Origin of the sequence: Pseudomonas sp. MPB26, from assembly GCF_046605355.1 — a bacterium.
Classification (GTDB): domain Bacteria; phylum Pseudomonadota; class Gammaproteobacteria; order Pseudomonadales; family Pseudomonadaceae; genus Aquipseudomonas; species Aquipseudomonas cedrina.
The window spans coordinates 733,028-747,286 of sequence record NZ_CP176793.1; the positions used below are offsets into that span (position 1 = coordinate 733,028).

A 14,259-nucleotide genomic window follows, 5' to 3' on the forward strand; every position below is an offset into this window, starting at 1 on the left:
TGAGCGGGCTTGTCCCGCGCTGGGGGGCGAAGCCGCCCCAAACCCGGACACCGTAGTTCTCACTGGAAAAGCTCAGTGCCTGAGATGGGGCGGCTTCGCCACCCAGCGCGGGGCAAGCCCGCTCACTACAGGGTCAAGATCAGCCATTCATTTGGGGATCAGCAGCTCGCGCGTCCCATCGCTGCGCTCGATCACCTCACCCGGCAACTTCAAGCGCTGGTCGTCCAGATAGCGGTAGTCCTGGCGCGCCGCCGCCAGTTGGTCGAGATCCAGTTCAACCGTGAATTGCCCTTCCTCACGCCCGGCCTCGAACAGCAGCGTGCCGAACGGGTCGACCAAGGTACTGCCACCGGCGAACAACAACCCGCCATCGCCCTCTTCCACGCGGTTGACCATCAGCGCAAACGCCTGGTTTTCCTGGGCGCGGGCCATGATCGCGGTGCGGTGTGTGGGGCCATACGGGTCCATGTTGCCGTTGGTGACGATCAGCAGCTCGGCGCCCAATTGCGCATTGGCGCGGGCGCTTTCCGGGAACTCGATGTCGTAGCAGATCAACAGGCCGACGCGTACGCCGTTCCACAGACAGGTGGCATAGCGATCGCCTGGGCTGAAGACCCCGCGATCAGAGGCCCACAGGTGGGTCTTGCGATAACGCAGGGCGATGCCTTCGGGCGTGATCAACAAAGTGGTGTTGTAGAATTGCCCGCCGTCGTGCTCAGCCGTGCCGATCACCACCGCGATATTGCGCGCGCGCGCGGCGTCGATCACGGCCTGCACCGTGGGCCCGTCCAGCGGCTCGGCGACATCGGCGACCGTCTCGGCCGACGGAAAGCCCATCAGGTGGGTTTCCGGAAAGACGATCAGTTGCGTATCGGCCGCCGCGGCAGCGATCGCCGCCAAGGCCCGCTCAAGGTTGTAAGCTGTACCGTTATCACGGCCCGCCAACTGGGCAAATTCGACCTTCATGGGTATTCCTTGTTCTGTGTACGTACCGCAGTATGCGCAGGCGCAACCGGCCAGGGAATCACGCGGCGGGGGTAACCCGATAGGGGTAGATCAATGACCATGTCGCTGCAGGACATCGCCTGGCACCGTTCGGTGGGGCAAATGATAGACGCCCTGGACCAGCCCAATTTCTGGACCCAGCTTGTGCGCCTGCTGGACCAGTACGTGCCGTTCGACAGTTGGGTGGTGTTGCTGTTCGCAAGCCAACATCGCCCGCTGGTATTCGCTGAATGCCCAGGCGCCGACGGCGCGCCCGATCATTTGTTCCAGGACTACCTGAACGGCCTGTACCTGCTTGACCCCTTCTATATCGCCAGCCGCGAACACACGCGCACCGGGCTGTTTCGCCTGGCCGAAGTGGCGCCGGAGCACTTCGAACTCACCGAGTACTACCAGCGCTATTTCCGCCTGAACGTGGTGGCCGATGAAATCCAGTTCAATTGCCACCTGCCGGATGGGCGTACATTGTGCCTGTCCCTGGGCTCCAGGCAGCGTTTCGACCCGGCGCAAATCGCCCTGCTGTCGCTGATCCAGCCCTGGGTGCTGGGCCTGTTGCGCCAGCGCCTGCCCTATGAACTGAACCAGGTCAGCGCCCCGCAGCCGCCGCTCCAGAATGATGGCTGGGGCGCGCAACTTACCGCCCGCGAGCTGGATGTGGGTCGCTTGATGCTCAGCGGCTGCTCCAGCAAGGAAATCGCGCGCAAGCTGGAAATCTCCGTTGAAACCGTGAAAGTCCATAAGAAACACATGTACAGCAAGCTGGGGATCAAATCCCAGTCAGAGCTGTTCTCGATCTTTCTACAGGCGCAAACGCCTAGCCGATGAGTCCGAACCCAGGAACCCCGTATGAGCCTGTCTTTACTGAGCCGTTACGCCTTCTTTGCCGTGTGCGTCATCTTCACCCTCGCCAGCCTTCCCTTTATCGGGCATGAATGGCTGTGGCCGTTCACCCTGATCACCGGCGTACTGAGCCTGATCGGCATTTTCGACCTGTTGCAAAGCCCGCACGCGGTGCGCCGCAACTACCCGATCCTGGGCAATATCCGCTACCTGGTCGAAGCCATCCGCCCGGAAATCCGCCAATACCTGCTGGAGTCCGACAGCGACGCCCTGCCCTTCTCCCGCGCCCAGCGCTCGCTGGTCTATTCGCGCGCCAAGAATGAAACCGCCGACAAACCCTTCGGCACCCTGATCGACGTGTACCAGTCCGGCTTCGAGTTCATCGGCCACTCCATGCGCCCCGCGCCGCTCAGCGACCCCAGCGCCTTTCGCGTGATGGTCGGCGGCCCGCAGTGCACGCAGCCGTATTCGGCGTCGGTGTTCAATATTTCGGCGATGAGCTTCGGCTCGCTGAGCGCCAACGCGATTCGCGCATTGAACCAGGGCGCCAAGCTGGGCAATTTCGCCCACGACACCGGCGAAGGCAGCATCAGCCCCTACCACCGTGAACATGGCGGCGACCTGACTTGGGAACTGGGCAGCGGCTACTTCGGCTGCCGCACCAGCGACGGCCGTTTCGACCCGGAACGCTTCGCCGTGCAAGCGCGGGACCCGCAGGTGCGCATGATCGAAATCAAGATGAGCCAGGGCGCCAAACCCGGCCATGGCGGGATCCTGCCCAAGCACAAGGTCACCCGGGAAATCGCCGACACCCGCGGCATCATGATGGGCGAAGACTGCATCTCGCCCTCGCGCCACAGTGCGTTTTCCACCCCGCTCGAGCTGATGCAATTCATCGCCCAACTGCGCGAACTGTCCGGCGGCAAACCGGTGGGTTTCAAGTTCTGCCTGGGCCACCCGTGGGAGTTCATGGGCATCGCCAAGGCCATGCTCGAAACCGGCATCCTCCCCGACTTTATCGTGGTCGACGGTAAGGAAGGCGGCACCGGCGCCGCGCCGGTGGAGTTCACCGACCATATCGGCGTGCCGCTGCGTGAAGGGCTGCTGTTCGTGCACAACACCCTGGTGGGGCTGAACCTGCGTGACAAGATCAAGCTCGGCGCCAGCGGCAAGATCGTCAGCGCGTTCGACATCGCCAGTGTCCTGGCCATCGGCGCCGACTGGGCCAACTCGGCGCGCGGCTTCATGTTTGCCATCGGCTGCATCCAGTCGCAAAGTTGCCACACCAATAAATGCCCGACCGGCGTCGCCACCCAGGACCCGTTGCGCCAGCGCGCCCTGGTGGTGCCGGACAAGGCCCAGCGTGTGTTCAACTTCCACCGCAATACCCTCAAAGCGTTGGCGGAAATGCTCGCTGCTGCCGGTCTCGATCATCCGTCGCAGCTGTCGGCCAAGCATTTGGTGCGACGCATGTCAGCGAGCGAGATCAAGCTGTTTTCACAGTTGCACGTGTTCCTCAAGCCCGGTGAGTTGCTCACCGGGGAAGTAAACGGCGCGTTTTATTCGCGCATGTGGCAGATGGCGCGGGCAGATAGTTTTGAGCCGCAGGAAGTCGTGGCGGCCTGATCCAGGCCCTAGTCAGCCTGCCCGCCTTGGGCAGGCAATCGAGACATTCAGAAATACCCGGCCTTTTGCAATTGTTTAAAAATACCGCCAACCTGCGCCCGCCCGAGCGTGGCGTTTAAATCAGCCACGCCCCGTTGTCATCGATAAACCTTTTGTTCAAGAGCCCGCTGCCATGCTGAACGGACGCGACCCGCGCATCGATTTTTTTCGGGGCCTGGCGTTGATCTTCATTTTCTGGGATCACGTCCCCCACAACCCCCTCGGCCAGATCACCCTGCGTAACCTCGGTTTCAGCGATGCGGCGGAGGTGTTTGTGTTCCTCGCCGGTTTTGCATCGGTGATGGCCTACGGCAAAGTGCTGCAACGCGAAGGCTACTGGATGGCCTGCCTGAAAATTCTGCGGCGCACTTGGGTGCTGTATGTGGTGCACATCTTTTTGCTGGCGATGCTGATGGGCATCGTGTTTTTCGCCAACAGCCATGTAGAAACGCGCGACCTGGTGCAAGAAATGGGCATGACCCATTTCATCACGCATCCGCAGCAAGCCCTACTCGATGAATTGCTGCTGCGCTTCAAGCCGAACCTGATGGACCCGTTGCCGCTGTACATCGTGTTGCTGGCCAGCCTGGCGCTGGTGTTGCCGTTGATGCTGCGTAAACCCTGGGTGGTAGTGGCGGTGTCATTGGCGGTGTACCTGCTGGCGCCCTGGATGGGCTGGAACCTGCGCGCGATCGAAGATGGCGTGTGGTATTTCAACCCGGTGACCTGGCAATTGCTGTTTGTGCTGGGCGGCGCGGCGGCCATTCGCAGCGGGCAACCCAGGCCGCTCGACACCCGGCCCTTGCCGCGCCAGCCGCTGTTCATGGCGGCGCTGCTGTACGTACTGGTGACCGGCATCATCACCCTGTCGTGGCGCTGGCCGCAGCTGCATGACGCGGTCATGCCAAGCCTGATAAGCGACCTGATCTACCCGATCAGCAAGACCGACCTGTCGCCCGTGCGCCTGCTGCACTTCCTCGCCCTGGCCTACGTCACCGCCAAACTGTTGCCCGGCGACGCCTGGACGCACAACCCGGTGGCCGCGCAGGTGTGCCGCATGGGCCGTTATTCCCTGGAGATCTTCTGCCTGGGTGTGCTGCTTGCACCCCTGGCCGACATGCTCAACGCCATGGCCGGCGATGCACTGGCGATGCAACTGCTGACTGCGTGGGTGGGAGTGCTGTTGATGGCCGCGCTCGGCGCCTGGCTGGAACTGAACAAGCGCCTGAGCCAACGCGCTACCTGAGTAGCGCGTGGGACGGGTCGGTCAACGACTGGCTTGCGGGGCAACGCGCTCGGCGTTGGTGGGTTGCAGCTTGAAGGTATAAAACAGCACTGTCAGCACGATCAGAAACGCCGGCCCCACATACAGCGCCACGCGGGTGTCGGGGAAGTACGCCATCAGCCCGACCACCAGCACCAGGAACGCCAATGCCAGGTACGAGCTGACCGGGAACAGCCACATGCGGTACTTGAGCCCGGCCCGCTCGGCAGGGCTCAGGCCGTTGCGGAATTTGAGCTGGGCCAGCAGGATCATGGCCCAGGTCCAGATCGCGCCGAAGGTGGCAATCGACGTCACCCAGACGAAGACTTTTTCCGGCACCAGGTAGTTGAGCAATACACCCAGGAGCAAGGCGAAAATCGACAACAGCAGTGCCTTGCGCGGTACGCCGTTGCTGGAGGTGGTACCGAAAGCGGCCGGTGCCTGGCCGTTCTGCGCCAGGCTGTAGAGCATGCGCCCGGTGCTGAAGATGCCGCCGTTGCATGACGACAGCGCGGCGGTGATCACCACGAAATTGATGATGCCCGCGGCGGTCTTGATGCCCAGGCGCTCGAAGGTCATCACGAACGGGCTGCCCTGGGTGCCGATTTCGTTCCACGGGTAGATCGACAGGATCACGAACAGCGCGCCGACGTAGAACAACAGGATGCGCCAGAACACCGAGCCGATGGCGCTGGGGATGGTCTTCTGCGGGTTGCGGGCTTCACCGGCGGTGAGGCCGATCATCTCCACGCCGAGGTAGGCGAACATCACCATCTGCAACGACATCAGCACACCGGTCACGCCATTGGGCATGAAGCCGCCGTGGGCCCATAGATTGGAAATCCCCAGGGCCACGCCGTCATTGCCAAAGCCGAACGCGATGATGCCGACGCCGCCGATGACCATTGCAATGATCGTGACGATCTTGATCAGCGCGAACCAGAATTCGAATTCACCAAAGGCCTTTACGGCGATCAGGTTGATCGTGCCCATGCTGATCAATGCCGCCAGGGCCCAGATCCAGCGCGGCGTGTCCGGGAACCACACGCCCATATACACCGCCACGGCGGTGATTTCCGCGACGCAGGTCACCAGCCACAGGAACCAGTAGTTCCAGCCGGTGAGAAAGCCCGCCAAGGGGCCGAGATAGTCCTGGGCGTAACGGCTGAACGAACCGGCAACCGGGTTGTGCACGGCCATTTCGCCGAGGGCGCGCATGATCACCAGGATCGCCAGGCCGCCAATGATGTACGACAGCATGATCGCCGGGCCGGCCATTTCGATGGCCTTGGCCGAGCCGAGAAACAGGCCGACGCCGATACAGGCGCCAAGGGCCATGAGGCGAATATGGCGTTCACCGAGTTCGCGCTTGAGCGGGCCGCCTTGAGCGGTGTCGTCATGGGGCAGGGGTTTGCCAACGGGCATAGGGGTACAACCTCATCTTGTTATTGGAATGTCCCTTGAGTTTCCAATGCCCGGGCGGGTAAGCCTGGAGCACAGTCGAAACCGGGCCGTCTCATGGACGGGGCCGTCTTGCCAGGCAAGATCAACGGGACGTGCAGTATAAAAAGGCTCACAGAGGGTCTTTCACCATATAAACCGAACAATTCAGTGAAAAAATTCAAAATCATGCGATAAAACAGGTGTGTCTCACCTGTTTGGCGGGCACCGAGTATTACACAGCGTGATGTGTGCGGACAAAACCAGCGCGCGCAACGCTGCACAATTTCCTCGCGACCGACGCCCACCGTCTAAGCTTCAACCAAGGCTGATCAATCTGCGTAAATGGATCAATCGACGATGGGCGCACTGTGGCAAACCGCTTCGACCCAGCCTGTGGAACCTGACCACAGCGAGACCCCGGCGCCGTTGCCCGCGAAAAACCCGATAGCCCGTCTGACCCGGCGTCTGTTCTGGCTGGCGCTGCTGATCGCCTTGATCACCCTGGGCCTGGTAGTGGCTGACGAGACACGTACGTCCAACTGGCAGGCGCGCCAATTGAGCCACTGGGCAAGTGGCCTGACCTACCGACTTGAGCCCGGTCCCAGCAACGCCATCGCTTATCCCGGCCAGGGGCCGTTCGATCGACGCATGGGCTACAGCGACCTCGGTACATTTACCGAGCGGCTGCTCAAGCGCGGCTACGTGATAGAGGCCCAGGCGCGGTTTACCCAGCCGTTGATGGACTATGTCCACGACGGTTTCTTTGTGCCCTATGCCGAAAAAATCCAGGCGGGCCTGTCCATCACCGATTGCCGTGCCGTGCCGCTGTATCAGTACCGCTACCCTCAGCAGTTGTACGACACCTTTGCCGCGATCCCGCCGGTGGTGGTCGACAGCCTGCTGTTCATCGAAAACCGCGACTTGCTCGACCCCGCACACCCGCACATAAACCCGGCCGTGGACTGGCCGCGTTTTGCCATGGCAGCGTGGTCGCAAGCCGCCAAGCTGCTGCATTTGCCGGGCCAGAGCGCGGGCGGCAGTACCCTGGCGACCCAGTTGGAAAAATACCGGCATTCGCCCGATGGACTCACGTTGTCTGGCGCTGAAAAAATCCGCCAGATGGTTTCCGCCAGCGTCCGCGCCTACCGCGACGGCCCGGATACCCTGGCGGCACGCCAGGCCATCGTGCGTGATTACCTCAACAGCGTGCCGCTGTCCGCCGTGCCCGGCCATGGTGAAGTGCATGGGCTGGCCGAAGGTCTACGCGTGTGGTTTGGCGCTGACTTCAACCAGGTCAACGGCGCCCTCGCGGCCACGCATAGCGACGTCGCAGAACGCGGCCTGGCCCTGCGCCAGGTGTTGGCGCTGATCATTGCCCAGCGCCGTCCCTCCTATTACCTGCTCAAGGGCCGCGCGGAACTCGGGCAACTGACCAACAGCCATCTACGTTTGCTGGCAAGCAATGGCGTGATCGACGCCGCACTGCTGCAAGCCGCGCTCAACGCGCCCCTGGTCTATCGCGACTGGTTGCAACAACCCACCGTGCAACCGATTGAAACCAACAAGGGCATCAGCGTCGCCCGCAGCCGCTTGGCCAGCCTGCTCAACCGCCCGTTGTACGACCTGGACCGTCTTGATCTGTCGGCCACGTCCACCCTGCAAGCGCAGTTGCAAGGCCAGGCCAGCGCATACCTCAGGCAATTGGCCGACCCCGACTTTGCCCGCCAGACCGGCCTGCTCGGCGAACGCCTGCTCACGCCGGCCACCACACCGCAAGTGCGTTACAGCTTCACCCTGTTTGAACTGACCACGGATGGCGCGCGGGTACGCGTGCAAACCGACAACACCGACCAACCCTTCGACATCAACGAAGGCAGCAAGCTGGAGCTGGGCTCCACCGCCAAATTGCGCGTGCTCACCACTTACCTGCAAATCATCGCCGAGTTGCATGAGCGCCTCGGCAGTCTCAACGCCAGCGCCTTGTCTAAAGTCGCGGTCGACGATCAGGACCGGCTGAGCCGCTGGGCCGTCGATTACCTGCGGCAGACCACCGACCGGTCCCTGGAAAAAATGCTCGACGCCGCCCTCGACCGCACGTATTCGGCCAGCCCCGGCGAGGCCTTTTTCACCGGCGGTGGCGTGCATCGCTTCCATAACTTTCGCCGCCAGGACGACGGGCGCAACCCGACCCTGCGCGATGCCTTGCGCGAGTCGATCAACCTGCCGTTCATTCGCCTGATGCGCGATCTGGTGCGTTACAGCACCTACGGCGGCGCCAGCAACAGCGCGCAGTTACTCAAGGACGACAATGACCCACGGCGCCAGGAATACCTGGCCAGGTTCGCCGACCGCGAAGGCACGGCGTTTCTGCAGAAGTTCTGGAAGAAGTACCGCAAGAAAGACACCCAGGCGCGCCTCGACACCTTTCTCGACAGCGTTCGCCCGACACCGATTCGCCTGGCGGCGGTGCACCGTTACTTGCTGCCGGATGCCAGCCAGGACAGCTTCAACCGCTTCGTGCGCTCGCACCTGACGACAGAAAAAATCACCGACGCACGCCTGCAAAAACTTTACGCCAGCTACGGCCCGGGGGCCTATGACTTGCCCGACCAGGGCTACATCGCCAAGGTTCATCCGCTGGACCTATGGCTACTGGGCTTTCTGCTCAACCACCCCGAAACAACCTGGGCCGAGATCGTCAAGGCCAGCGAATTCGAGCGTCAGGAGGTATACAGCTGGCTGTTCAAGAGTCGCCACCAGAGCGCCCGCGACAGTCGCATCCGCACCATACTGGAGGTCGAAGCGTTCCTGGATATTCACCAGCGCTGGCAGGCGGTGGGTTACCCGTTCGATCACCTGGTGCCGTCCCTGGCCACCGCAATCGGCAGCTCCGGCGACCGCCCGGCGGCACTGGCGGAATTGATGGGCATCATCCTCAATGACGGCGTGCGCGGCAAAGTGCTGCGCATCGACAGCCTGCACTTTGCCGCCGATACCCCGTACGAAACCCACCTGGTCAGCGACCCCGCCGCCGGCAAGCGGGTGATGCCGGCCGAAGTTGCCCGGGCCTTGCGCGGTGCCCTGTCGCAAGTGGTGGACGCCGGTACGGCGAAACGCGTGGCCGGCAGTTTCAAACTGGCCGACGGCACGCCACTGGCTATGGGCGGCAAGACAGGCACCGGTGACAACCGGATCGAGGCCATCGGCGCGGGCGGACGTGTGCTGAGCTCCAAATCGCTGAACCGCACGGCGACCTTTGTGTTCTACCTGGGTGAGCATCATTTTGGCACCCTCACGGCCTACGTGCCGGGGCGCTCGGCCCAACAGTTCACCTTCACCTCGGCCCTGCCGGTGCAAGTGCTCAAGGGCATGGCGCCGATCCTGATGCCGTACTTGCAGCACGGCGGCCGCACGCTGTGCCTGTAATGAGCGGGATTTTCAGGTTTCTGATGGCTCAGTCGGCACTGAAAAACAACCGCCGCGCCAGGGGTAGCTGGATTTGCGAACGGTGTATCTCGAGGGACGGCACCCGTCCGGTGTAACCCAGGCGCATGCGCGCGAAGGCCTGGGCCTCGACTTCGGCCTGGGCCTGGCGTCCCAGGCGTTCCTGCTCGGGAATTTTCAGGTGCGCAGCGGTGAAGTGGTCGTCCGGGCCGTTACGGCGTGCATAATGAAAATGTGCAAAACACAATGGCTGTCCCGTGCTCACTTCCGTCACCTCATACACTTGCAGATAGTCATCGCGGCGCCCCCTGAGTCCCACCCGCTCGCCTTGGCGATGGATGGTCACTGCGTTGTTGGCATGCAGAAACTCGACGTCGTCCTGGGTCAGCACCTTACCGCGCGAGGCGCGAATCCGCGCATTCAAGCCTGCCGTTTCCAGACGCACCGCCGCTGTGCGCAACTCGCTGTCCTTGAGCCGAGCCTTGGCCAGTTGCACCGCCGCCAACCGAGCGTTGTCCAGGCCGCGCAACTTGCCCGCGATGGCATCGGCAGCCATTGTTCGTCGACGGGCCTCGTACTGTAGCGTTCCCTGCAGTGACGCAGGCTCATTAGCGCTCTCGGCCATCGCCTCGGCATTTGCAATGGCTTTGTCGACATCACGCAATAAGCCATCGGCCTTTTTCAAAAGCGCGCCCAGCTCGGGATCGGGGCGTACCGGTTCAGGCTTGACCTCGAGATCAAACACTCCATCTTCGGCCTCGGTAAACGTACCCACAACCTGACCGCCGGCATCATGCAATTCGGCGCCCGTGTCGCCCAGTTGTGCAACGTAGATGTCACGATTGCGGGTATGAATGATTTTTTTACGGCGTCCCGTCGAAGCTGGCTTGGGCGCAGGCGTTGGTGCAGGTTCGGGCGGCGGTTGCAATAGCTCGCTCAAATCCTGCTCGACCCGGCGATGCAACGTGGCCAGCAATTCCTGTAAGCGCTGCAAATAAGGCAGGTCGAACTTGTCCGGCTCCATGGCGCGCCAGTACTCGATGCGGTCATCGGTTTGCGCGTAGACATGATCAATGCTGTCGAGCAACGCAATGCGTTCGGCGTCGCTGCTCTGCAACTGCTGCATATCGGCCTGGGAGCAACTGGCCCTGCGTGCGCGGTCAATCGTGGCGCTCATACCCGCAAAAAAATCATCGTCCAGCGCCTCCCCCGGTACGTCTATGGCAATGCTCCACAACGTGGTCACCTGCAAAGCCTGCAAATCAAGGACCGAGGGGCGCGCCGGGATGGCTTCGGTCAACGCGCGGGCCTTGTCGCGGCCGAGCCGGGGCACGGCCTGGAGATCTTCCACATAGCGTTGCTCCAGCAAGCGCCAGTAAATGCTGCTGTGGTGGTTATCCGCTACCTCGCGCATGCCCTTGCCCAATTCGGCGTGTGCCTGCGGGTCCATATCATCGCTATCGGCATCGAGCAGTGGCCGCAAGCGCTGATTGAGCTCGCGCAGTTGCGTGCGGTTATGGGCATCCATCAACTGTGCCGAGAGGATGATGGTCTCCAACCCCTGGCACAATTCTTCTTCGTAGCGCGGGCGCGGCCCCAGTTCGCGCAGGCACTTGAGCAAACGCACCTCCTCCTGGGCGGCGCGCACTTTGTCCTTGATCCCGTTGAGGTAGCTGAACCAGGCACGGCTGCGTTGCTGTGGGTCAAGCACACCCTCGGGCTTGTCTACCAATTTGCGCGCTATTTCCATGGCGAGCTGGGCCTTGGTGCGATCCAGCCCGGCTTTTTTATACTCAAGCTGCAGCGCCTGGCGATCCGGCGGGGGCAGCTCATTTCTATCGGCGCCACCGCGCAGGCGCAGTTGCAGATCGAAGTCCCACGCGCCCTGCCCCAGCGACTTGAGCCAAGGCCCTGTGCGGGTGCCGTCGGCGCTGATCACGCGCACGCGGCCTTGTTCGATACGCACGCGAAATTGCTGGCCACGCACCAGTGCCTGCCAGTGCGGCGGCTTATGCGTGGTGTCGCGGCGCAGCCCTTGCCACGGGCCGCTGCGCTCGGCACCGGGCAATGCCTTGGGCCAGGGTTTGGCCAGGGTTTTGAGGCTGAGCGCGTTCAACCGCGTTTGCAATGATGCGGTCAAGGTATCGCGGGCGTTCGCCCAGCTGGCCGGCGCTTCGAAGCTCACTGGCGCGGCGATGCGCGTCGATTCAGCCAACACAGGCTCGGGCAGCGCCAGGGGCGCGAATACCGGATGGTCCAGTTCCAGCGACGCATGGGCATCATGGGGCGCGGCCTGATGCGCCAGGATCGCCATCAGGTTGACCAGCAGGTCGAGCACGGCGGCGCTGCGAGCCTGCTCATCGGCACTGGCCAGTGCCGGCAAGTCGTTGCGTGCGCTGTCCATCACTTGCAGCAACCAACCGCCAAGCATCAACGGGCCACTGATCAACGGCATCAGGCTGTTGAACAGCAGCCACCCGGCCTGCTTGAGGCTGGCCCAGCGCTGCTCGGCATTGGAAACGGTTTGCCGGTCGGCCAGAGTCACCAGTGCCTTGGCCGTGGCGGCAAACACTTGCTGCGCAGGGTCGACGTCGCTGACCTGTCGGCTCAGTTCCACCGGCTGAGGCGTGGTGTAGGTGGTGAACTCGTCACCCTGCAGGAAGTAGCGAATATGCGGTTGACGAAAACCATCGTTGGCATACAGCGACTGGCGCCGTGGGGCGAGCCAGGCCAGTACGTTGTCCTGCAACTCGCCCTTGGCCTGGATCGCGGCGAACAAGGCCTGCTGCGACGAATATTCAAGCACGACCGGGCTGAACAAGGGTCGATACAGCACGTGCGGGCCCTCTTCGCCGTGGCGCGGGCCAATCACGAAATGCCCTTCGACAACATCCGCCGAGTCGCTGGGGCGAGCCTTGAATGCCAACGGCCACAGCGCCACGGCCTGCCCCTCCACCACACGCCGCGCCTTGTCCGCCTGCACGGCGGCATTGAGCCGGCGAAAGCCCATGCGCGTCAGCCCACGCAGGCCCTGGATTTTCCATTGCAATGCTTGCAATGGCAGTTGCGCGCGCCATCGGCGGCTGAACAGGCCCTGGCGGCGCGTGGCATCGGTGGCGTCGTCTATCAGGTGTTTTTTTAACAACGCGGGGTAAGCCTGGCCGATATCGACACGGGTTACGCATGCCTTGAGCAGGTCATAGGTGAGCCAGTCGGGCGCCGCGGCGCCCTTGAGCTGAATCGACTTGGGGGCGTGGGGCAAACCACCGAGGTTTTCCAGCGCCAGCTCCGTCAGGGTGAGGGTAAAGGTGTGCACTTCACCGGCGATAAAGCCGCCAGGCACCGGCACGGGCGCGGCGATCACCCGCGTAAAGCTCAGGCTGATCTCGCCGGGTACAAGGTTTGCCGCGCGCGGTTCGTCTTGTTTCAAGCATTCGTGCAAACGGCTCGCGGCGAAGACTTCCAGTGGCTCGATACCCTCGAGAAAGTCCTGGCTGCCATCTTGTTGCGCGGCCAGCACCAGGCCGTGGAGTAACGTCGCGCCGGCGAGACTGTCGTCGCTGTCGGCAGCGGCCAGCCACAATGGCAGTACGGGGCGCAGCGCGCGTTGCGCGGCGCTCAGGGCCGGCACGAACCAGCGCTTGGTATCGAGGATGTAACCGAGCAGCTGCTGGTACGCCTGCACCGGACGCGGCACACGGGTATCAAGGCTGGCGATTTCCTGCAACTGGCGCGCAAGGTACGCCGCCGCCAGGGCATCGAATGGGTCGCCGTAGACCCGCTGGGTAAACCAGTGGCCGACCGGGCTCGCCAGCAGAGGGCTGACGTAGTCCGACAGCAGCGGTTGCACGGCATCGACATTGTCCAACAAGTGCACGCCGCTGGCCAGGCTGAACAGCAAGGTGTACGGCGCATGGCTGATCAGCAGCAGCGGCAGTGTCTGTGTATCGGCCGCATTGCGCAGGTGCACGGTGTACACCGGCAACCCGAGGCGCCACAGCCGGTCCGGCCGTATTGCGTGCAGGCTCGACTTGGGGAACACCTCGGCAAAGCGCTGTGCGGTCATGCCCGGCGGCGCGGGCGAATCGTAAAGCAGCTCCAGCAATTCGTCGGCCAGGTAGCCCCAGCGCGTCATGTCCACCGGCAGCGCCTGGCGCCACCAGGCCTGCAGGCGTTCGCAAAACAGCCCAAGCAAGCGCGTACCACAGCTGTTGATCAAGCGTTCGGTGTCCTCCAGGCTCGGGCCACCCCGTGTATAGGTCTCGCGGCTGCGCTGCACGACTACGTGATAACCCACCACCAGCAAGGTTGGCTTGGCCGCGGCCATGCGCTCTATCACCAGTTCGGCCAGTGACTGATAGCGTTCAGTGGCGACCAGCAATGTGTGCGCGGCGTTGAAGCGCCACGCCGGCAGGTACTGATCCAGCCAGGCCTGGGCGCTGTCCTGCGCCACCGCCTCCAAGGTCGGCGGCTCGCTGAACACGGTGTGAATCTGCTCGATATGAATCTGACGGGGTGAAGCAGGCATAGACAAGCGCTCATGGGAAGGGAGCGCAAAACGCTACGCCCCACGGCTCGCCCATTGGCGCTAGACATTT

General features: G+C 62.8%; 7 protein-coding genes. 4 read left to right on the forward strand and 3 right to left on the reverse strand.

Going from position 1 to position 14,259, the window contains the following annotated elements:
- Window positions 1-147: 147 nt before the first annotated feature.
- Complete coding sequence (locus tag ACLH0H_RS03510; RefSeq protein ID WP_411380989.1) at window positions 148-966, reverse strand: carbon-nitrogen hydrolase family protein; 819 nt, start codon at window positions 964-966, stop codon at window positions 148-150.
- 93 nt (window positions 967-1,059) lie between these two features.
- On the opposite strand from ACLH0H_RS03510, the gene ACLH0H_RS03515 reads away from it, so the two are divergent.
- The 3 genes from ACLH0H_RS03515 to ACLH0H_RS03525 all read left to right on the forward strand — a co-directional run bounded on the left by ACLH0H_RS03515 (window position 1,060) and on the right by ACLH0H_RS03525 (window position 4,756).
- A complete protein-coding gene (locus tag ACLH0H_RS03515) occupies window positions 1,060-1,830 on the forward strand; it encodes a response regulator transcription factor (protein WP_411380990.1) in 771 nt (256 codons plus the stop codon).
- A gap of 21 nt (window positions 1,831-1,851) precedes the next feature.
- A complete protein-coding gene (locus ACLH0H_RS03520; RefSeq protein ID WP_411380991.1) occupies window positions 1,852-3,471 on the forward strand; it encodes an FMN-binding glutamate synthase family protein in 1,620 nt (539 codons plus the stop codon).
- 172 nt (window positions 3,472-3,643) lie between these two features.
- Window positions 3,644-4,756: an OpgC family protein gene (locus ACLH0H_RS03525; RefSeq protein WP_411380992.1), complete on the forward strand. Its 1,113-nt coding sequence runs from the start codon at window positions 3,644-3,646 to the stop codon at window positions 4,754-4,756.
- A gap of 21 nt (window positions 4,757-4,777) precedes the next feature.
- On the opposite strand, the gene ACLH0H_RS03530 is transcribed toward ACLH0H_RS03525, so the two are convergent.
- The gene (locus ACLH0H_RS03530) at window positions 4,778-6,199 is read right to left on the reverse strand and encodes an amino acid permease (RefSeq protein WP_411380993.1); all 1,422 of its coding nucleotides are present in this window, start codon (window positions 6,197-6,199) and stop codon (window positions 4,778-4,780) included.
- A 375-nt stretch (window positions 6,200-6,574) separates the two neighbouring features.
- Between ACLH0H_RS03530 and ACLH0H_RS03535 the strand changes: the two genes are divergently transcribed.
- Window positions 6,575-9,643, forward strand: coding sequence for a transglycosylase domain-containing protein (locus ACLH0H_RS03535; RefSeq protein WP_411380994.1), 3,069 nt, complete (start codon window positions 6,575-6,577; stop codon window positions 9,641-9,643).
- Between the two features lie 28 nt (window positions 9,644-9,671).
- Here ACLH0H_RS03535 and ACLH0H_RS03540 read toward each other — a convergent pair whose 3' ends face one another.
- Entirely contained in the window at window positions 9,672-14,189 is a 4,518-nt protein-coding gene (locus ACLH0H_RS03540) for a hypothetical protein (RefSeq protein WP_411380995.1), read from the reverse strand.
- Window positions 14,190-14,259: the final 70 nt, after the last annotated feature.

Bases quoted from the DNA above. Each gene is read 5' to 3' on its own strand.
- ACLH0H_RS03525 (WP_411380992.1), top strand. From the start codon at position 3,644: ATGCTGAACGGACGCGACCCGCGCATCGATTTTTTTCGGGGCCTGGCG.
- ACLH0H_RS03530 (WP_411380993.1), bottom strand. From the start codon at position 6,199: ATGCCCGTTGGCAAACCCCTGCCCCATGACGACACCGCTCAAGGCGGC.
- ACLH0H_RS03510 (WP_411380989.1), bottom strand. From the start codon at position 966: ATGAAGGTCGAATTTGCCCAGTTGGCGGGCCGTGATAACGGTACAGCT.
- ACLH0H_RS03540 (WP_411380995.1), bottom strand. From the start codon at position 14,189: ATGCCTGCTTCACCCCGTCAGATTCATATCGAGCAGATTCACACCGTG.
- ACLH0H_RS03520 (WP_411380991.1), top strand. From the start codon at position 1,852: ATGAGCCTGTCTTTACTGAGCCGTTACGCCTTCTTTGCCGTGTGCGTC.
- ACLH0H_RS03535 (WP_411380994.1), top strand. From the start codon at position 6,575: ATGGGCGCACTGTGGCAAACCGCTTCGACCCAGCCTGTGGAACCTGAC.
- ACLH0H_RS03515 (WP_411380990.1), top strand. From the start codon at position 1,060: ATGACCATGTCGCTGCAGGACATCGCCTGGCACCGTTCGGTGGGGCAA.